The sequence below is a fragment of the Streptomyces aurantiaciflavus genome (genome assembly GCF_049808595.1).
In the GTDB taxonomy this organism is placed as follows: domain Bacteria; phylum Actinomycetota; class Actinomycetes; order Streptomycetales; family Streptomycetaceae; genus Streptomyces.
This window is the reverse complement of the sequence record NZ_JBNCAQ010000009.1, coordinates 89,282-108,065: the sequence shown is the minus strand read 5'-3', so window position 1 is coordinate 108,065 and position 18,784 is coordinate 89,282. Positions and strand designations below refer to the sequence as shown.

The following is an 18,784-nucleotide window of genomic DNA, read 5'->3' as shown; positions in this document are numbered from 1 at the left end:
GGCGAGCGCGGGGCATCGATCAGGTGATTGTCGGGTAATTACTGCACGTCGATGAAGTCGCCCGCCGCGCTGACCGGCGCGGTCGTGGCGGTGCCCGCGAAGGTGTAGCGGTAGTAGCCGTCCGCCGACGCGGTCACCGTGGTCTTCAGGCCACCGGTCGCGGTGGTCTTGACACTCTTCACCGTCTTGTAGGTGGTGGTGCCCTTCTTGCGGAACTGCAGCTGGGCGTACACGCCGGAGTAACCGCCGTACGTGTTGGTGTCCCAGTTGGCGCGGGTCAGCTTGCCCGTGACGGTGATGGTCCTGCCCTTCTTCACCGGCTCGGGGGCGGCGTTGGCCGTCAGCTTGGCCAGGCGCAGGATCTTCGTGGTGCCGAGGCCGCCCTGCCACTTGGCGTCCGCCTCGGACTGCGCGTCCTTGCCGATGGCGAGAGCGCCCACCTTCCAGACGCCGGCTTCGTTGTTCGCCACGTCGCCGTAGTCCGCGCTGACGTAGATGGTCGCCGAGCAGTTCAGGACGGTCGTCGAGGCCGCGGTGCACTTCCCCGGCGCGTCACTGATGATCATGGGGTTGGTCGAGGGGCCGAGCGTGGTACCGCGGTAGACGAGCGGACCGTTCTCGAAGGAGGAGGTGCTCAGGTCGGCGGGCTTCGTCAGGGTGTACGTGACCGGCACGGCGACCTTGCCGGTGGCGCCGACGACGATGTTCTTGCCCTTGTTCACCTTCATGTTGGAGAAGGTGACAGCGGGCGCCGCCGACGGTGCGGCCTGCGCGGCCGGCACGGCGAAGGCGGAGAGGGCGAGGGCGCCGGTGACGGCGACCACGGTGGCGCGAATGCGCATGTGCGTTCCCCAGATGGAGAGAAGTGATCTCGGAGTCTGTTGACTCGTCAGGTGAGATGGGTGGCGGATGAGGAGGGTTGTAGCGAGTCAAGGATTTTTGACGGAGCCTTAGCTATGGCTTGCCAGTCACAGCACCGTGGGCCACGGATCAAGGGCCACGGGTCGCGGGAAGAGGGCCGAGGGCCAAAGGACAGGGCCCACTCCTCGCTGGAGGCGAGGAGTGGGCCCTGTCCTGTGTGTCAGTGACGTACGTCAGTGACGTCAGCGCACGTCGATGAAGTCACCCGCGGCGCTGACCGCCGAGGCGGTCGTGGTGCCCACGAAGGTGTAGCGGTAGTAGCCGTCCACCGACGCCGTGACGGTGGTGGCCAGACCACCGGTCGAGGTGGTCTTGACGCTCTTCACCGTGGAGTAGGTGGTGGTGCCGTTCTTGCGGAACTGCAGCTGGGCGTACACGCCGGCGTAGCCGGTGTTCGTGTTGGTGTCCCAGTTGGCGCGGGTCAGCCGGCCCGTGACGGTGATGGTCTTGCCCTTCCTCACCGGCTCGGGGGAGGCGTTGACCGTCAGCTGCGACTGGCGCACGAGCCGGGTGGTGGCGAGGGCGTCGCCCTCGGCGTAACCGACCTTGCTCCAGTCGATGTCCTCGGCGAAGGGGTCGACGTCGTTCCAGTCGATGACGTAGCCGAGCGCCTTGAAGGTGGTGGCGTCGGCGTTGGTCAGCTCGTCGGTCGGGTAGATGTCGATGGTGCCCTTGCAGTTGGACACGGTCGCCGAGGCGGCGGTGCAGCTCGGCCAGTCGTCGCCGACCAGGACGTTGGCCGGGTTGTCGTACGAGCCGCGGTAGATGACGACGTCCATTTCGACGTCTTCGGCGTTGAGGTCGACGTCCGCGGCGTGCGTCACCTGGAAGGTCACCGGCACGCTCACCCGGGCGGTGGCGCCGGCGACGATCGGCTTGCCGTTGTTGACCTTGACGCCGGAGAACTTGGCGTCCAGGGCGTAGGGGGTGCCGGTGTCGGCCGCGCCCACACCCGTGTACGCGGTCTTGCCGGAGGCGGCCCGGTGCGCGGCCTGGGCAGCCTTGAAGGAGTCGGCCTTGCCGGGCGTGCTGTCAACGGCCTGGGCGGCCGGCACGGCAAGGGCGGAGAGGGCCAGGGCGCCGGTGACGGCGGCCACGGTGGCTCGAATGCGCATGCATGTCCCAAGTGAAGAAGGGGCTCTCCGGGCGGATGCCTCCAGCGAGCCCGAGTGGGCGTGAGCCTGTCGGCTCGCGTGGTCAGATCACCGGCGGCCGGAAATGGTTGTACGGCGTCTACTACCTGACGTCGACGTAGTCGCCGGCGGTCGTGACGGCGGCCGTCGCCGCGTTGCCCGCGAAGGTGTAGCGGAAGGAGCCGTCCGCCGTGGCCTTGACGGTGGTCTTCAGGCCGCCCTTGCTGTTCGTCTTGACGGTCTTGACCGTGCTCCAGGTGGTGGAGCCGTTCTTCTTGTACTGGAGCTTCACCGGCTGACCGCTGTAACCGCCGAACTTGTGCGTCTCCCAGTTGGCCCGGGTGAGGGCACCGGTCACGGTGATCGTGGCGCCCTTGCGCACCGGCTCCGGGGAGGCGTTGACGGTGAGCTTGGAGGAGCGCTGGATGTTGAAGCCCCGGGCGTAGTCCTTCTGGACGTAGTCGACGTCATTGCCCGCGGCGATCGCCCAGACCTTCCAGAGCCCGGCCACCTTGTTGATGAGGTTGCCGCCCGTCTTGAGCGTGAAGGTCGACTTGCAGTTCGAGGTGGTGGCGTTGACGGTGGTGCAGGTGGCCCGGCCGTCACTGCTGTTGGCCACGGCGCCGCTGTCGGACGACTCGATGTCAGCACCGTGGAACAGGATCACCTGCGCCCAGTCGACACCCGAGTTGTCCTTGACGGTGAAGGTGACGGTGACGGCCTTCGTCCCGGTCGCGCCGACGACGACCGGCTTGCCACCGTTCACCACGACGTTGGAGATCTTGGTGTCGCCTCGCACCTCGTCGGCCTGCGCGGCGGGCACGGCCAGCCCGGTGAGGGCGACGGCACCGAGAGACACGGCGGCGGCAGCGTTGCGGATACGCATGAGTGTGGTTCCCCCAGGTCGATGGGGCCCGCGGGACGCGACGTCCCAGCGGGGCCCGAATGCTCAACGGACCGGCTGTGACAGCCGGTTCGCTGTGTGAGACTCGCGACCCTACTCGACGGTTGCGTATTTGACGAAGGAATTGTGAGCGAAGCGTGAATGACCGTCAGCGACCGCGCGGGCGCTGCGGCCGCTGCCCCAATACCCTGAGCTCGACCTCAGATTGGAGATCGCGGATTGAGCTACCCCTTCGAGTGCGGTGACAAGACGGTCTGGGACGCGGGCTACTACAGCGGTCAGCTGTACGCCTCCCTCGCACGGGGAGCAGCCGAGTTCCTTGAGGTGCCGTCCGGTCTGACGCCTACCCGGGAAGGCGGCTGCGAGGTGGATCCGGCGGCGCTGCTGACCTTCACCGCACAGCTGTACGACCGCTACTCCTCCACGCGCAACCACGTGCTGCACAGTCTCGTACACGGCCTGCTGATCACCTCGCTCGTCCTCGTGGAGCGGACAGGTGGCGTGATCATTCTCCGGCCAGAGCACGAGGCGACGTTGGGGCGGGAGAAGTCGGCCTTCGCGGGCTCCATGGCCTGACACAAACGGACGAAATGACAAGCCGCTCCACCGGGGTCATCCCGGCGGAGCGGCCTTTGCCGTGCGTCCGTCTCAGTCGAACCAGCGGTCCCGGGCCAGCTCTGCCGTCCGGGACGGGTCCTCCAGCAGGGCGGCGACCTCGAAGCGGCGGGGCCACTGGCCGGCCGCCCAGGCCAGACCGGCGGCGACGCCCTCCAGGGTGGCGGCGTGCAGGACGCCGTCGTTGGTGAGGCGCCAGTCGATCTCGACGCCGTCGACGACGAGTTCCTCGTGCTCGACGTAGGTGTCGGGGGTGCGTGGGCCGAGGAGGGCGCGGACCGACTCGGGTACGTCGTGCTCGGTGCCCTCCGAGTCCACCTCGCCCGTCACGGACTCGCTCAGTCGCCGTACCTGGAACAGTTCGGCCAGGTCGGCGGCGCGGGACGGGCGGACCGGCAGCAGGGGGACGCCCTCCGTGAAGGGGAGCAGGTCGGGGGAGTCGACGACGACGGCGTCGGCCGCGTCCACGACCTCCACCCGGCCGTCGACGACGGCCCGCAGCTCGTCCGGCAGGGTCACCTGCTCGGGGTCCAGCTCGGCCAGTGCGCCGTACAGGCCGTGCAGTTGGGCCGCGGTGACGGGGCGGTCCGGGTCGGCGAGGCGGTCCAGGAGTTCCGCCGCGCCGCCCGGCTCGTCCAGCAGCGCCGACACCGACGTCCGTACGCCCAGCGCCCGCAGGACCTGCTCGTCGTCGAAGCCGGTGGCGTCGGCCTCGTCGTACAGGCCGCGGAGCAACGGGTCGCCGCCCGCCGCCAGCAGACCCGCCGGGCGGCGGCCGTCGAGGACGGGCTGGCCGCGCAGCCACCAGGCGGTGTAGGGCCGTACGACCTCGTGGGTGCCGTCGTGGAGGAGGATGCGGACCGGCTGGGTGAGGGCGTCGCGCAGCGGGGGCCGGGCGAGGAGGGCGAGGGCCTGGGGCCACTTGTCGTCGTCCACGAGGTCGAGGTCGCGGACGGCGATCAGCTCGGTGGCCACCGGAGGCACCGGGCTGTCCGGGAAGCGGTCGAGGATGTCCTCGCACCACACGTCGACGGCGTCGAGCAGGCCCGCGTCGTCGGGTTCGGCGAAGTCGCCCTCGCGGGGCTCCAGTTCGTCCGGGTCGAGGACGACGTCCGTGGCGCGGACGAGCGCGAAGTCGGCGAGGACGCCGCAGGCGGCCAAGGGCTGCTCGCCCCATTTCTCCGCCAACTCGGCGTCGACGGACGCCAGTTCGTCTTCGCGGATCACGGACGCGAACGGGCTGCCGGGGAGGACGAGTTCACCGGCGGGGACGAGTTCACCGTCCTCGTCGGGCAGGGCGAGGGCGCCGAGCCAGGGCTCGTCGCCGGGCTCCAGTCCCGCGTCACGGACGAGGGCGAGGACGGTGTCGGCGAGCTCCTCGGCGTCGGGCGCGTCCTCTTCCCAGGCCACGCCGCTGTCATCGAGGGACGCGGCGACGGCAGCCCGCACCTGCGGCGTGGTGAGGATGGCACGCGGCGTCGCGGGAAGGGCTCCGAGCTTCTCCAGCAGCGGGTGCGCGGCGTCCTCGTGGGCGACCTTGAGGCCGAGCCGGGCCAGGACGTCCGCGTCGACGCCGGCCGTGTCCGGGTCGGGCAGCAGCACCTGCCGGGGCCCGATCGTCGTCCGCCCGTCGGCCAGCGGCACGGCCAGCCCGGAGAGCCGGTCCGGGTCGACGCCCGCCAGACTCTCGTACAGGCGGTACCACCAGTCCGGGGACTTCTCCAGCCCCGCCAGCCGGTCGATCGCGTCGGCGAGCGGGATCCGGGCCACGCCGAGAGTGCGCAGTTCCACCCGCCGTTCCAGCCCGGCGGGAAGGAGGGTCGGCAGGACCTCCGCCAGCACCCGTACGGTGTCGGCGCCCGCCCCCTCCACGATCTCCGCGTCACGCGGCCGCAGCACCTCGGGGAGCTCCTCCTCCGGTGCGGGCTCGACGGCGGGCGGCAGGAACGCCGTGCGGGGCAGCCGGTCCAGGATCGCCTGGCGCAGGACGCCGTCCAGCTCGCCCTTGCCCAGTGGGCCCGGCACCAGATCGATGATCCCGGCGCCCACCGGCCGCCACTCGGCGAGCAGCCCGGCGTACGCGTCGGCGGCGCGCTGCACCAGGAAGTCGGTCAGCGGGCCGGGCGCGGCATGACGCCGGGTGGTGTCCAGCGGGAAGGAGGCGATGAGCAGCGCGGGCACACCGAGCGGCTCGTCGCTCGGGGTCGGCGCGTGCAGTACGGGGCTGGTGCGGGGGTGCGCCGGGCTGCCGTCGGCGTCCACGGGCACCGCCCAGGTCACCGACCAGTACGGCCGCAGCCGCTCCTCCACCGGCCGGTCGGCCAGCAGGTCCGCCGTGAGCGGCCCGTTCGCGGCGGCGGCACGCCAGCGGGTGGTGCCGTCCCGGGAGTCCTCCACGACGGTCAGGTCCCCGTCGGCGCGGCGGCACAGGGTGCGCGGCGCCTGGTCGCCCACCTCCACGACGACCTCCTCCAACCCCGGCAGGGCGAGGAGCAGGGCGTCGTCCACGGCGGTCAGCAGCCGCTCGGCGAGATCGGCGGCGGCCGGGTCCCGCAACGGCAGGATGACGGCCGTGTCGTACGGGTCCGGGGCCGTGCCCTCGGCGGCGAACGGCAGCCGCAGCAGGGGCACGTGTCCGTCGCGGCGGCGGATCTCGTCCCCGAGGCCGGGGCTGTGGCGGGCCGTCTCGGAGGCCAGGACGCGGGCCTCCGCCAGCGACCAGCGCACCCCGCCGTGCCGGCCGACGACGGCGGGCTCGTCGGTGACGGCGAGGACGGCCGCGAAGCCGACGCCGAAGCGGCCGACCGACACCTGCTGCGTGTCCCGCTTCGCGGACGCCCGGAGCGTGGCGAGCGACTCGACACCGGCCGCGTCCAGCGGTGCGCCGGTGTTCGCGGCGACGAGGACGCCCTCGCGGAGCGTGAGGCGCAGCCGCCCGGGGACACCCGCCCGCGCCGCCGCGTCCGCCGCGTTCTGCGCCAGCTCGACGACGAGGCGGTCCCGGTAGCCGCCGAGGACGAGATCCTCCTCGGCGTTGGCGTCCTCCCGGAACCGGGCGGGACTGGTCGCCCAGGCGTCCAGCACCCCGCGGCGCAGACGGGCCGTACCGAAGGGGTCCGCGCCCTCGGGCGCCGGCCGCACGAACTTGCTCACGTCGGTTTCCCTCTTCCTCGTCGCCGTGAGGAGAAGGTATCGCGCGGCGGAGGCGGTCAGCTTCCGGAGGCGAAGGGGAGGAAGCCGGACCAGGCGGCGGGGGTGAGGGTGAGGCGGGGGCCGTCGACCGGGTCGTTCTTGGGGTCACGGATGTGGATGGTGGTGGGGGTGGTGGCTACCTCGACGCAGGAGTCGCCCTCGGAGCCGCTGCTGTAGCTGCTCTTGAACCACGCCAGGTCGGTCATGCCTCTCAGTCCTCGGAGGCGTACGGGAGGAAGGCGGTCCAGGCGCTCGGGGCGAAGGCCAGGCGGGGGCCGTCCACGGTCTTCGAGTCGCGGATGTGGATGGTGGCGGGGGTGGTGGCTACTTCCACGCAGGAGTCGCCTTCGCTGCTGCTGCTGTAGCTGCTCTTGAACCACGCCAGGCCGGAGGCGCCCCCGGCCGAGGTGTTGCGGATCATGTTTCCCCCAGCAGTTGATCAATGAAGGCCGTCGACTCACGCGGGGTGAGCGCCTGAGCCCGGATGATGCCATAGCGCAGTTCCAGGATACGGAGATGCCTGGGCTCGGAGACCGGTCGGCCGTTGGCCACCGCTGGCGAACGACCCACCGCAGAGCCGTCCTCGAACTTCAGCACCTCGATGCCACCGGCCAATCCGGCGTGCTCCTCACGGTTCATCGGCATCACCTGAAGCTCGACGTTCCGCAACCGACCTGCCTCGCGCAGATACTCGAGTTGGCCGCGCAACACCGTCTTTCCTCCGAGGGGGCGTCGTAGAGTCCACTCCTCCAGAACAAAGCTGATCTCAGGCGACGGGTCCCTTTCGAAGACGGTTTTGCGGGCCACACGCGCGGCGATGAACCGCTCCACCTCCTCCTCGCCGTACGCGGGGCGCCGCATCAGAAGCAGCGCTCGTGCGTACTCAGGTGTCTGCAACAGTCCATGGATGTTCAGCGGATCGTAGAGCTGAAGTTCGACCGCCTTAGCCTCCATCGAAGCCAGATCCCGCACCTTCTTCGGGTAACTGACCTTCTTCACGTCCTCCTTCATCGCCGAGAGCAGCCCACCCGCCCCCAGCACCTCGTCCGCCCTGTCCAGGAACTCGGGGCGAGGAATCCGCTTTCCGCTCTCAATCTTGTAGATCATGTCTTCGCCGTAACCGACCGCCTCCGCGAACTGGCCGGCCCGCATCCCCAACGCCTCGCGGCGCAGCTTCAACTGCCGTCCCACGGTGGCGACGACTGCCAACCCCCACTCGTCGTCCGGCTCCACCTCCCACCCCGGCTCGTCCGCATCGACCTCAACGCTCACCGGTGTTCCATTCACGTGCGTCATTCCGCGCCCCTCCGTCGCTCGACAGCCCTCGACACCGCCGGACAACCCCCGGACAGTCACCGTACGCAACCGCGTCGTCACTTTTCACAGTAGGCCGACTTGGACACTCTGAGTGACGTGATCCAGGAATTCACCTCCGGCCAGCCGCAACCCGGCGACCACTTCCGCAACTTCAGCCTGCGGCTGTCGTCCACGCCCCGCGGAGCCCGCCTCGCCCGGCTCCTCGCCACGGAACAACTCCGCGCCTGGGGGCTCCCCTTGGACCCGGCGGCCCACATCGTCGCCGAGCTGGCCGCCAACGCCGTCACCCACGGCCGCGTCCCCGGCAGGGACTTCGGGCTGTTGCTCTACGTCATCGGCGGCACGCTCCGCGTCGAGGTCACGGACACGCGGGGCGACCGGACGCCGAGCCTCCGGCAGGGCGCAGAGGACGACTCCGAATCGGGCCGAGGCCTGCTCCTGGTGGACGCGTTGGCCGACCGCTGGGGTGTGTACGAGGGGCTGCGGCCACGCAAGACGGTGTGGGCCGAAATCCGTCTGTCACCGGAGCCCGAAAACGCGTGCTCCGGTGACAAGGGCGATCCCTTGGCGTCGCCGCCTGGCTGGAACGCGACCTCACCCCCACCGCCGTACGCCACGCCCTGACCGAGAACCTGCCGCTGGAACCCCTGATCCGCCCGGCCGCCTTCCTGGCCCACCGTCTGACCGCACAGCTGCCGCCCCTTCCCCCATACCGCGCCCCCGAGCCGCCGCCGGCTCCGCCACCCGCTCCAGAACTGCGACGGCTGCGACCACGCCTTCCGCTCACCGACTCCAGGACTCTGCCGTGACTGCCGCACTCCCCTCACCACCGCTTCCTGAGACCGTTCTGTCCCGTTCTCTTCCAGCAGGCCGGGTACTCTGGCCTGGGCACTCCCAGGAGGACACCATGAGCACTCAGGCCGATCACGAGCACGAGTTGATTCCCCGTCCTGAGCTGACTCCTGATGCCCTGCGTGCAGCTCTCACCGTCGTTGCCCCAGGTCGCCTGGACGAGATGCAGTCCATGAAGGACGAGGCCTTTGCCAAGGCAGTCGAGTGGCAATCACTCAGCCCGGTACAGAGCTGGGTCCTGATCTGGGCCAAGGAGATCGAAATCGCCCGCCGTCCGGACCTCTCCACCCGCTACGCCCAGGCGGAGAGCAATCTGGAGCATGAAGACCCGGACGTCGCGCGGGAAGCCCTCCGCGAGCTGAGCGCGGTCCTCGAGGAGGCCCTGAAAGCAGTGCGCGAGTGAGCTGGAAGTGGGAGTACGCCTTCGGCGCCGAAGAAGCCGCTCGTACTGCCCCTGCAGACTTCCTCACCGCCGTGGAACGCAAGGCCGACGAACTGGTCAGAGCGGCCGAAGCCCTCCACATTCACGGGCGGGCCCATGAAGGGATCGACCCGAAGGGCGGCGAAATCATCGTCTCCGGCGGCTGGTTCGGTTACCAGGTCGTCGTACGCAGCGAACGCGTCTACATCGTCCAGATCACCTACCTGGGCTTCTGAGCCTTGCTCCCACACGCTTACCGGGCCATGCGCGACTTCGTGCAGTCCATGGACGACACCCTCCCCGGCCGGTTCGAGATCACCAAGGAAGGGATCGTCCACGATCTGAGGGATCCCGGCGGCCGGCATGCGCTGACGACTGTGCACATCCGGAAACGCCTGGAGAAGGTGATGCCGGAGGATCTCGTGGCGCACACGGGTGAACCCGACGTCGAGGACGAACCCGAGGGCGTCATGCGCCGTCCCGATGTGATGGTGATCAGCGAGGCCGAGATGGAGGGAGACGGATCCTTCGATCCCCGCTCGCTCGTCGCCGCCGTGGAAATCGTCTCGCGCTCCAACCCGGACAACGACTGGGTCTCCAAGATGCGCGACTACCCGCTGATCGGCGTCCCCGTCTACGCCGTCTTCGACCCCCGCACCGGCACCGGCGCCGTCCTCACCGACATCCACCCCACCCCCGACGGCCCGCGCTACGCGACGCGCAAGGACTTCGTGTACGGCGAGGACGTCACCATCGGCGAGTGGACGATCCCGACGGACGGCCTGCCGCTCTACCGGAACGAGGACGACCGGAACGAGGGCGACCGGCCCGGGTCGGGGGGCTGACGGCTCAGGAGTGCCCCAGCTCCGCCGACTCCTCGTCCGTCATCACCGGCACCGATCCGGAGTCCGCCGCCGGACGCAGGGGGAACGGGTCCACCCGCGTCTCGTCGATCACCGGCGGAGCCGGCCGCGGCGGCTTCGGCATGACCGCGGCCTCGGAGTGGCCGCCGCAGCCGTACGCGAGCGACACCACACGGCCGTCGGCGGGTGAGAACTCGTTGGCGCAGACGCCGAAGGCCTGGCCGAGGGAGCCGCCGATGGGGGTGAGGAAGCCGCAGGTGACGCAGGAGGCGGGGGCCGCCTGGGCCATGGGGGTCTTGGCGCCGTAGGCCTCTTCCCAGCGGTCGGCGGCGGTGTGGAGGCCGTAGCGGGAGAGGACCCGGGCCCGGCGCATGCCGAGTTCCTCCGCGACCGCGGCGATGGAGCCGCGGGACGGAGTCGTCGGGAGCTTCGCCGGCGGGCCCGCCGTCACCTCCGCGTCCTCCGCCTCCACCAGCTCCGCCATCTCCTCCGAGACGGCCGAGCTCGGCGACGGGGCCTCCTCGCCGGTGTAGCCGGGCTCCAGGCGGAGGTCCTCGGCGTCGGTGGGGAGCAGGTCGCCCGGGCCCATGTCGCCGGGGCGGAGGCGTTCGCTCCACGGGACCCACTCGGGGGCGAGGACCGCGTCCGGGCCGGGCAGCAGGACCACCTCGTCCAGCGTCACGACCTTCGCCCGCGAGGCGCGCGCGACCGTCACCGCCCAGCGCCAGCCCCGGTAGCCGAGCTCGCGGCACTCGAAGAAGTGCGTCACCACGCGGTCGCCCTCGGAGAGCACGCCGACGTGCTCCCCGACCACGCCGGGCGCGGCGGCCTCCTCTGCCGCGGTGCGGGCGAGGTCGACGGCCTCGGCGCACAGGCGGTCGGGGGTGCGGCTTCGCGTGATCGCTGCGCTCACAGGTATCGCTTCTCTCCTACGCCGTCTCCAGGGTGCGGTTGCCACCGGCGGTGGAGCGGACGGAGCGGACCTGGGGACCGCGTCGACGTCCGCGCCGATCGCGCTCGGGCGCACCTGTGCCATCCATTGTGAGGGATGGCTGAGATAGGCACGCTACCTCTTCGCGGGCTCCGAGCCCACACCGACGGTGTTTCTGGAACCCCCGGCACCATGATTCCCCGGCCCGACCCTGACCGTCGGCCGGCCGGTCCGCCGGACAGCACACGGCCGTACGCGCGGTAACCGCACTACGGAAGGCGTTCTCGGGGCACTATGACGGGGTGGCAGCCGCGAGGACACCCCAGGGCGCCACCGGGACCGGTGGGGCGAAGGGATGCAAGGGGAGGAGCCGGGTGAGCGGTTCGGGCCGTAGGCCAGGGTCCGTCCGCGCGATCGGTCGTGCCCTGCACCTGCCGTTCACGGGAACCGCCCGAGGCATCCGCAAGGCCACCCACGCCCACGGCGCCGGTGAGTCCGGTCTGGGCAAGCTGATCGAGCTGCACGGGGTGAACGGCGCCGGCGATGTCATGATCACGGTCGCGCTCGCCTCCACCGTCTTCTTCTCCGTGCCGACCGACGAGGCCCGCGGCCGCGTGGCGCTGTACCTCGCGATCACCATGGCGCCCTTCACCCTCCTCGCCCCCGTGATCGGTCCGCTCCTGGACCGCCTGCCGCACGGCCGCCGGGCCGCCATGGCGGGCGCGATGGTCGCCCGCGCCGTGCTCGCCCTCGTCCTCTCCGGCGCGGTCGTCACCGGCAGCATCGAGATGTACCCGGCGGCGCTCGGCGTCCTGGTCGCGTCGAAGGCGTACGGCGTGGTCAGAAGCGCCGTCGTCCCGCGCCTGCTGCCACCGCGCTTCTCGCTGGTGAAGGCCAACTCCCGCGTCACCCTGGGCGGTCTCCTGGCCACGGGCGTCGCGGCACCCGTGGCGGCGGGCCTGCAGGCGCTCGGCCCGCGCTATCCGCTCTACGGCGCGTTCGTGATCTTCGTGACGGGGACGGTCCTCTCCTTCTCCCTCCCGCCGAAGGTCGACTCGGCGAAGGGCGAGGACACCGCGCTGCTCGCGGCGGACGAGCAGCATCTGCACGGCCCGCATCGCCAACCGGTGAAGCGTCCGGGCCTGCGGACGGTCGGCATCGCCGTCACCCACGCGTTGGGCGCGAACGCCGCCCTGCGCTGGCTGTCCGGCTTCCTGACGTTCTTCCTCGCGTTCCTGCTGCGCGAGCACCCGCTGACCGGCCAGAGCGCGGCGGTGTCGCTGGGCATGGTGGCCGTCGCGGCGGGCCTGGGCAACGCGCTCGGTACGGCGGTGGGGGCGTGGCTGCGCTCCAGGGCGCCGGAGCTGATCATCGTGACGGTGGTGGCGGTCGTCCTCGGCGCGGCGCTCACGGCGGCCGTCTTCTTCGGGGCGTTCCTGGTGGCGTGCCTGGCGGCGGTCGCGGGTTTCTCGCAGGCGCTGTCCAAGTTGTCCCTGGACGCGCTGATCCAGCGGGACGTGCCGGAGCTGGTGCGGACGTCGGCGTTCGCTCGCTCCGAGACGCTGTTGCAGATGTCGTGGGTGTTCGGCGGCGCGGTGGGCATCGCGATGCCGCTGAACGGCGCCCTGGGCCTGTCGGTGGCCGCGGCCGTCGTGGCCGTCGGCTGGGTCACCACGGTCCGCGGCCTGCTCTCCTCCGCCCGGCACGGCGGCACCCCGCGCACGAACCTGGCGTGAGCGGAGGGAGCCGGCGGGGCCGGCGGGGGCGGTGTGAGGGCGGGACGGCCTGCCCGGCCGAACGGCGGGACCGGCCCGGCAGTGGAACCGGCTGGATGGGCCGGGCGGCGCGGACGGGCAGTGGAACCGGCTGGACGGGCCTGGCGGCGCGACCGGCGGGACCGGCCGGGCAGCGGGACCGGCGGGATGGGCCTGGCGGCGCGACCGGCGGGACGGCGGGACCGGCCGGGCAGTGGAACCGGCGGGACCGACCGGGCGGCGCGACCGGCGGGACGGCGGGACCGACCCGACGGCCGGACGGCGGGACGGCGGGACCGGCAGGCGACCAGGCACGCCCCGGTCCGCGTGGCGTAACACACAGCCACGCCGCCCCCCACGTAGAGAGACCGCCGACCGTGCCCGATAGCCTTCGGCCATGACCACGCTGCCCCGCGGCGAAGCCGCTGATGTACACCGCGTTGTGCGGCGCCGCCGCGCCGTCGCCGCCGCCGGCGCCGTTTCCGCCGGACTGCTCGTCCTGTCGGCCTGCGACAAGCCGACGCCGCTCTCCACGATCACCGTCGGCCGCTCCTCGGTCAGCGAAGAGGCCACCTGCGGCGGTGAGGGCGAATCCCTCAAGCCCGCCGAGCTGACGGCGTGCCTCAAGGAGAAGGACATCAAGTCGATCAAGGTCGACCCGGACGAGACCGTCCGCTTCGGCGTCGACCCCGACGTGGCGGACAAGCGCTGGACGATCCTGATGAACGGTCAGCCGCTCACCGAGGACAGCGACAAGACGTACCGCACCATCCCGGGCAGCGTGTTCTTCAACGCCCAGTACGGCGCCCAGGGCGACTCCACCCTCGTCTCCATCAAGGCCGGCGACGGCAAGAAGGACAGCCAGACCGTCACCGGCCTGTGGTCCTTCAAGCTCGAGAAGGACGACTGATCGCTGCCGCCGGGCCCCGCGTGCTTGTGGCCACCGCCGTTCCCGTGGAGAGGGACGCGGTGGCACAGGCGCTCGCCGGGCCGACCCGCGAGGTGCGCCTCGCCGGCGCGACCCTGCACCGCACCCCGCGGACGTACGACCTCCTGGCCGCCGGTGTGGGCCCGGCCCTCGCCGCCGCCTCCACCGCCGCCGCCCTCACCTCCGCCGCCCTGGCCGGCGCCCCGTACGACCTGGTCGTCTCCGCGGGGATCGCCGGCGGCTTCGCCCCCGACGCCCCCCTGGGCTCCCTCGTCGTCGCCGACGAGATCACCGCCGCCGACCTGGGCGCGCAGACCGCCGACGGCTTCCTGCCGGTGACCGAGCTGGGCTTCGGCACGATCACCCACCGCCCGCCCTGCGCCCTCGTGCGGCAGACCGCGACCGCCACCGGTGCCCGCACCGGCGCGGTCCTCACCGTCTCGACCGTCACGGGCACCGCCGCCCGCGCCGCCGCCCTGCGCGAGCGCCACCCGCGCGCCCTCGCCGAGGCCATGGAGGGCTTCGGGGTCGCCGAGGCGGCCGCCGCGCACGGCACGCCCGTGCTGGAGATCCGCGCGGTCTCGAACGCCGTCGGCCCCCGCGACCGGGCCGCCTGGCGCATCGGCGCCGCTCTGGCCGCGCTGACCACGGCCTTCGGGAAGCTCACACCCGTCCTGGAGAGTTGGACCCCACATGACCGGTGACCAGTTGCAGATCGCGTACTCGCCCTGCCCCAACGACACCTTCGTCTTCGACGCCCTCGCCCACGGCCGCGTCCCCGACGCCCCCGCGCTCGACGTGATGTTCGCGGACATCGACATCACCAACGGCATGGCGGAGCGCGGCGAGCACGACGTGCTGAAGGTGTCGTACGCGGTGCTGCCGTACGTCCTCGACGCGTACGCGCTGCTGCCCTGCGGGGGTGCGCTGGGCCGGGGCTGCGGGCCGCTGGTGCTGACGCGGGAGACGGGCGACGGCGGTGCCGCCCACGACGTCGGCGGTGCGGGACTCGCCGGCCGTACGGTCGCCGTGCCGAGCGAGAGGTCGACGGCGTATCTGCTCTTCCGTCTGTGGGCGGCGGAGACGGTCCCCGGCGGGGTCGGCGAGATCGTGGTCATGCCCTTCCACGAGATCATGCCGGCGGTGCGGGACGGGAAGGTCGACGCGGGCCTGGTCATCCACGAGGCGCGCTTCACGTACCAGAACTACGGCCTGCGCAAGCTCGCCGACATGGGCGAGCACTGGGAGGCCACGACCGGCCTGCCGATTCCGCTCGGCGCGATCATCGCGAAGCGCTCGCTGGGCCCGGAGCGGCTGCGGCTGCTCGCCGAGTCGATCCGCGCCTCCGTCCGCGCCGCCTGGGACGCCCCCGAGGTCTCCCGCCCGTACGTCATGGAGCACGCCCAGGAGATGGACCCGGCGGTCGCCGACCAGCACATCGGGCTGTACGTCAACGAGTTCACGGCGGATCTGGGCGAGGACGGCTACGCGGCCGTGCGCGGGCTGCTGACGCGCGCGGCGGCCGAGGGGCTGGTGCCGCCCCTCGGCCCGAACGCGCTCGACTTCCCGTAACCGGGGCTACACGTCCAACTGGTCGGCGACCGCGCGCAGCAGGCCCGCGATCTTCTTGCCGGAGGCCTTGTCGGGGTAGCGGCCCTTCTCGAGCATCGGGGTGATGTTCTCGAGGAGGGTCGTCAGATCCTGCACGATGGAGGCCAGTTCGTCCGGCTTCTTGCGCTGGGCCGCCGCGACCGAGGGCGTCGGGTCGAGGAGGACGACGGAGAGTGCCTGGTCGCCGCGCTGCCCGGCCACGACGCCGAACTCCACGCGCTGACCCGGCTTCAGTGTCTCGACTCCGGCGGGGAGGACCGAGGAATGGACGAAGACGTCACCGCCGTCGTCGCGGGAGAGAAAGCCGAAGCCCTTCTCGCTGTTGAACCACTTGACCTTGCCGGTAGGCACGTCTGTCCTCGTCCTCGTACTCGTCGGAAAACTGCTTCTGAAAACGGCTCTTGATAGCACTACAGCGGGTCGACCATGACCCGCCGGTACCAAGGCTAATGGTCTCCGGGCGGGTGACAAGACGTCGCCCGGTTGTTCCTTCGCGCAGGGAACTACCCTGGTCGGGTGCGTGACAAAACCCAAACGAATTCCGCCGCGCCCGGTGACCGACTGATCCGTGCCGGTGCCATCGTGTTCTTCATCGGTGCCGTGGCCACTCTCGTCACCGTGGCCCCGCTGTTCCTGGGGACGACGCCTTTTCCGACGTACATGTTCGGGTTGAGCATGCTGATGGGTGTCGGGTTCGTCATCGCGGGGGCCGGTGTGCTGCGGTCGGTGGCCGCGGGGCGGCGGCGGGCGCGAGCGGCCGGAAGGTGATCGCCGGCGTCGGCTTGCGGCCTCAGGCCGCCGCGAGGTGGTCGGTGAGCCAGGCCGGGAACTCCGTCAGGTCCCGCAGGACGACGTCCGCGCCGGCGCCGGTCAGCTCCTGCGCGCTGCACGGGCCGGTCGCCACGGACACCGCGAGGGTGCCGGCCGAGCGGGCGCCTCGTATGTCACCGACGTGGTCGCCGACGTAGACGCTCGCGCCGTGCTCGCGCAGGGCCGCCGCCTTCTGTTCGGCCCACAGGTTGCCGATGACCGCGTCGGCGTCGATGCCGAGGTGCTTCAGGTGGAGCTTGGCGTTGGGCTCCCACTTGGCGGTCACGACGATCGCCCGCCCGCCCGCCGCCTGCACGGCCGCCACGGCATCGCGGGCGCCGGCCATCGCGAGCGTGCGGGTGATCGCGTGGGTGGGGTACAGCTCGCGGTAGACGTCGGCCATGGCGGGGACCTGCTCCGCGGGGAACCAGTTGGCCATCTCCTCCTCCAGGGGCGGCCCCAGACGCGTGATCGCCAGGTCTGCGTCTATGTACGCGCCCGTCCGTTCGGCCAGCGCCCTGTAGACGGCGTGGATGCCGGGGCGGGAGTCGATGAGGGTCATGTCGAGGTCGAAGCCGACGGTGAGGGTGGGGGCGGAGTGGGGGGAGGAGGAGGGCTGCGGGCTCATGCGGGCCATTGTGCCCAGGGGGACGGAACCCGGTTTTCTTCGCCCCCGCCGCCCCTACCCTCCCCGACCTCCAGGGGCTCCGCCCCTTCAACCCCACCGGGGGCTCCGCCCCCTGCACCCCCAGCGGGGCCACGCCCCTGCACCTCACGCGGGCTGCCCGCCCCGGCCCCCTGAACCTGCAGCGCGGGGCGCGGTCCGTTTTTACGGCCGAGGAGGGATGCGGGACGCCAGCCCCGCAGGGGGCGCAGGGCGTTTCCAGGGGCGTGGCCCCGCTGGGGACGCTGGGACGCTGAGCGCCGAGCCGACCGGCTTCACCTCTGCCGCTGTGACCGCCACACCAGAAACAATGCCGACGCCACCGCCGCGCCCCGCACCACCCACGGCAGGGTCTCCCCCACCGCGTCGTTCATCTGTCCCTCGGCGATGGGAGCGCCCCAGCGCCCCTCGGTCCGGCCCCACAACCAGACGACACCGGCCGCGACCGACAGGCCCGGCAGCACCATGACCGCCCACTGCGTCTCCCGCTCGGTCAGCCGGCGTGAGAGGTAGGCGATGAGCCAGCCCACGATCAGCACGGGCCACTTCCCGATCACCGCCCCGACGACGAGGCAGCCGGCGGCGATCAGCAGGAGGGGGTTGCTCCAGCGACCTGGCCGGAGGGAGGGGAGAAGGCGCCGACGCCGGGCGGGAGCCTCGTCCGCGTCCGCTTCGACCGCCGTGCTCTCCGTCTCCTCCGCCTCGACCGCCACCTCCTTCTCCTTGGACGGCGGAGGCTTGAGCATGTCCGGGATCTCCACGCCGCCCACGAAGCCCGGCACCTCGTCACCGAGCAGGAAGGGGTTGGGCTCACGCCGCCACCAGTCGGGGGTCTCCATGGCGTCGCCGAGTTCGTGTGCGCCGGCCCGGTGCGGAGGGGACGGTACGTCCGAGGGGGCGGGCGGGGCCGCGTCGGAACGCGGACGGGGGCGTGGCACGATCCGCCGTATCCCCTTCGGCCGCCCCTCCTCGTCCTCACGGACCCGCTGTGCGGGCACGGTGGGCTCCGGCGCCTGCGGCACACCCGGGCTGTCACCGGCCGCGGCCGCGACGACCTCGTCCGGGCTGCCGAGGCGGGCGATGATACGGCGGACGGCGGCGGGACTGTCGACGGGCGCCTTGGCCCGGCGCCGGTCGATCTCGTTCCGCAACTCCGAGACGAGCCGCATGCGCGTGGCCGACGACAACTGCCGCTGCTGGGCCACATCTCCGACGCGGCTCAGATACTCGTAGACGACCTGGTCGCTCTCGATCCCCACGGGAAGACGCTATCGCGCAGGCCCCGACAATCCAGCCCGTCCGACGCATCCGGAACGGGCTGGACGAACCCGGCCCGCCCAATGCACCACGCACGCGCACAGGTGCTTCCGGCCCGGCCGGTGCGCTGCGCACGGACGCAAATGATCCCGGCCCGCCCTGCGACCTGTGAACGAGGACCAGCCAAACCAGCCCCATCCGGTGCCCTGCGCACGGGCGCAGGTGATTCCGGCCCCTCCGGCGGCCTGTGAACGAGGGCCGACAAAAACAGCCCGTCCGGCGTTTGAGGACGAGGCCCGTTCAGGGCCGAAGCGGGGGGCTGGGGGCGGCAGCCCCCAGGGACGGCCGCCCCGAGACAGGCCCAGCACTCCACCCAGGCCAACAGAAAGCGACCCCCACTCACCCGCGCCACACCCCCAACCGCCGCAGGCCAAGTCAGCCCGTCCGGCGTTTGAGGACGAGGCCCGTTCAGGGCCGAAGCGGGGGGCTGGGGGCGGCAGCCCCCAGGGACGGCCGCCCCGGGACAGGAGCACCACTTCACCCAGGCCAACAGAAAGCGACCCCTGCTCACCCGCACGACGCCCCCTCAACCGCCGGAGGCAACCCGCTAA

The 18,784-nt window shown here is 71.6% G+C and carries 21 protein-coding genes and 1 pseudogene; 11 read left to right on the top strand and 11 right to left on the bottom strand.

The features are described 5' to 3' along the window. Positions 1–38: 38 nt before the first annotated feature. The 3 genes from ACPT94_RS12695 to ACPT94_RS12685 all read right to left on the bottom strand — a co-directional run bounded on the left by ACPT94_RS12695 (position 39) and on the right by ACPT94_RS12685 (position 2,940). Positions 39–842: a hypothetical protein gene (locus ACPT94_RS12695; protein WP_360334281.1), complete on the bottom strand. Its 804-nt coding sequence runs from the start codon at positions 840–842 to the stop codon at positions 39–41. A 261-nt stretch (positions 843–1,103) separates the two neighbouring features. Continuing rightward, a complete protein-coding gene (locus ACPT94_RS12690) occupies positions 1,104–2,036 on the bottom strand; it encodes a hypothetical protein (protein WP_425245853.1) in 933 nt (310 codons plus the stop codon). Between the two features lie 121 nt (positions 2,037–2,157). Continuing rightward, complete coding sequence (locus tag ACPT94_RS12685; protein WP_360334275.1) at positions 2,158–2,940, bottom strand: DUF5707 domain-containing protein; 783 nt, start codon at positions 2,938–2,940, stop codon at positions 2,158–2,160. 237 nt (positions 2,941–3,177) lie between these two features. Here ACPT94_RS12685 and ACPT94_RS12680 point away from each other — a divergent pair, with 237 nt between their 5' ends. Beyond that, positions 3,178–3,534 (top strand): DUF6086 family protein, encoded by a 357-nt coding sequence (locus ACPT94_RS12680; protein ID WP_360334272.1) that lies wholly within the window; start codon positions 3,178–3,180, stop codon positions 3,532–3,534. 72 nt (positions 3,535–3,606) lie between these two features. On the opposite strand, the gene ACPT94_RS12675 is transcribed toward ACPT94_RS12680, so the two are convergent. From ACPT94_RS12675 to ACPT94_RS12660, 4 genes are read right to left on the bottom strand one after another with little or no spacing between them, the layout of a single operon-like run. After that, complete coding sequence (locus ACPT94_RS12675; RefSeq protein ID WP_425245852.1) at positions 3,607–6,726, bottom strand: sacsin N-terminal ATP-binding-like domain-containing protein; 3,120 nt, start codon at positions 6,724–6,726, stop codon at positions 3,607–3,609. 56 nt (positions 6,727–6,782) lie between these two features. Continuing rightward, a complete protein-coding gene (locus ACPT94_RS12670) occupies positions 6,783–6,971 on the bottom strand; it encodes a DUF397 domain-containing protein (protein WP_425245851.1) in 189 nt (62 codons plus the stop codon). Positions 6,972–6,976: 5 nt separating this feature from the next. Next, complete coding sequence (locus ACPT94_RS12665; protein WP_425245850.1) at positions 6,977–7,186, bottom strand: DUF397 domain-containing protein; 210 nt, start codon at positions 7,184–7,186, stop codon at positions 6,977–6,979. Next, on the bottom strand, positions 7,183–8,061 hold the full coding sequence (locus ACPT94_RS12660; RefSeq protein ID WP_425245849.1) for a helix-turn-helix domain-containing protein: 879 nt from the start codon (positions 8,059–8,061) through the stop codon (positions 7,183–7,185). The genes ACPT94_RS12665 and ACPT94_RS12660 overlap by 4 nt, the downstream gene beginning before the upstream one ends. A gap of 117 nt (positions 8,062–8,178) precedes the next feature. On the opposite strand from ACPT94_RS12660, the gene ACPT94_RS12655 reads away from it, so the two are divergent. From ACPT94_RS12655 to ACPT94_RS12635, 5 genes and pseudogenes are all read left to right on the top strand, one after another. Continuing rightward, on the top strand, positions 8,179–8,706 hold the full coding sequence (locus ACPT94_RS12655) for an ATP-binding protein (protein WP_425245914.1): 528 nt from the start codon (positions 8,179–8,181) through the stop codon (positions 8,704–8,706). Beyond that, positions 8,649–8,922, top strand: a pseudogene (locus tag ACPT94_RS12650) (helix-turn-helix domain-containing protein); the annotation flags it as partial. The gene ACPT94_RS12655 and the pseudogene ACPT94_RS12650, both read left to right, overlap by 58 nt. A gap of 67 nt (positions 8,923–8,989) precedes the next feature. After that, positions 8,990–9,337 (top strand): hypothetical protein, encoded by a 348-nt coding sequence (locus tag ACPT94_RS12645; RefSeq protein ID WP_360334257.1) that lies wholly within the window; start codon positions 8,990–8,992, stop codon positions 9,335–9,337. Further along, complete coding sequence (locus ACPT94_RS12640; protein ID WP_360334254.1) at positions 9,334–9,591, top strand: hypothetical protein; 258 nt, start codon at positions 9,334–9,336, stop codon at positions 9,589–9,591. The genes ACPT94_RS12645 and ACPT94_RS12640 overlap by 4 nt, the downstream gene beginning before the upstream one ends. A 27-nt stretch (positions 9,592–9,618) precedes the next feature. Continuing rightward, positions 9,619–10,200: a Uma2 family endonuclease gene (locus ACPT94_RS12635; RefSeq protein ID WP_360334252.1), complete on the top strand. Its 582-nt coding sequence runs from the start codon at positions 9,619–9,621 to the stop codon at positions 10,198–10,200. A 4-nt stretch (positions 10,201–10,204) separates the two neighbouring features. Here ACPT94_RS12635 and ACPT94_RS12630 read toward each other — a convergent pair whose 3' ends face one another. Further along, positions 10,205–11,131 (bottom strand): DUF3027 domain-containing protein, encoded by a 927-nt coding sequence (locus tag ACPT94_RS12630; protein WP_360334249.1) that lies wholly within the window; start codon positions 11,129–11,131, stop codon positions 10,205–10,207. Positions 11,132–11,451: 320 nt separating this feature from the next. Here ACPT94_RS12630 and ACPT94_RS12625 point away from each other — a divergent pair, with 320 nt between their 5' ends. The 4 genes from ACPT94_RS12625 (at position 11,452) to ACPT94_RS12610 (ending at position 15,403) form a co-directional block, all read left to right on the top strand. Continuing rightward, positions 11,452–12,885: an MFS transporter gene (locus ACPT94_RS12625; protein ID WP_360334246.1), complete on the top strand. Its 1,434-nt coding sequence runs from the start codon at positions 11,452–11,454 to the stop codon at positions 12,883–12,885. A gap of 415 nt (positions 12,886–13,300) precedes the next feature. Next, complete coding sequence (locus ACPT94_RS12620; RefSeq protein ID WP_360334243.1) at positions 13,301–13,813, top strand: DUF2771 domain-containing protein; 513 nt, start codon at positions 13,301–13,303, stop codon at positions 13,811–13,813. Then, entirely contained in the window at positions 13,783–14,535 is a 753-nt protein-coding gene (locus ACPT94_RS12615; protein ID WP_425245848.1) for a futalosine hydrolase, read from the top strand. Before ACPT94_RS12620 ends, ACPT94_RS12615 begins: the two co-directional genes overlap by 31 nt. Beyond that, entirely contained in the window at positions 14,525–15,403 is an 879-nt protein-coding gene (locus ACPT94_RS12610) for a 1,4-dihydroxy-6-naphtoate synthase (RefSeq protein ID WP_425245847.1), read from the top strand. The genes ACPT94_RS12615 and ACPT94_RS12610 overlap by 11 nt, the downstream gene beginning before the upstream one ends. Before the next feature lie 6 nt (positions 15,404–15,409). Here the strand turns inward: ACPT94_RS12610 and ACPT94_RS12605 are convergent, their stop codons facing one another. Beyond that, positions 15,410–15,793 carry a cold-shock protein gene (locus tag ACPT94_RS12605; protein WP_133911996.1) on the bottom strand — a complete coding sequence of 128 codons (384 nt, stop codon included), beginning with the start codon at positions 15,791–15,793 and terminating at the stop codon, positions 15,410–15,412. Between the two features lie 165 nt (positions 15,794–15,958). On the opposite strand from ACPT94_RS12605, the gene ACPT94_RS12600 reads away from it, so the two are divergent. Then, a complete protein-coding gene (locus ACPT94_RS12600) occupies positions 15,959–16,210 on the top strand; it encodes a hypothetical protein (protein ID WP_360334237.1) in 252 nt (83 codons plus the stop codon). Between the two features lie 22 nt (positions 16,211–16,232). Here ACPT94_RS12600 and ACPT94_RS12595 read toward each other — a convergent pair whose 3' ends face one another. Next, the gene (locus ACPT94_RS12595; RefSeq protein WP_425245846.1) at positions 16,233–16,889 is read right to left on the bottom strand and encodes an HAD family hydrolase; all 657 of its coding nucleotides are present in this window, start codon (positions 16,887–16,889) and stop codon (positions 16,233–16,235) included. 302 nt (positions 16,890–17,191) lie between these two features. Next, positions 17,192–18,175, bottom strand: coding sequence for a hypothetical protein (locus ACPT94_RS12590; RefSeq protein ID WP_360334231.1), 984 nt, complete (start codon positions 18,173–18,175; stop codon positions 17,192–17,194). Positions 18,176–18,784: the final 609 nt, after the last annotated feature.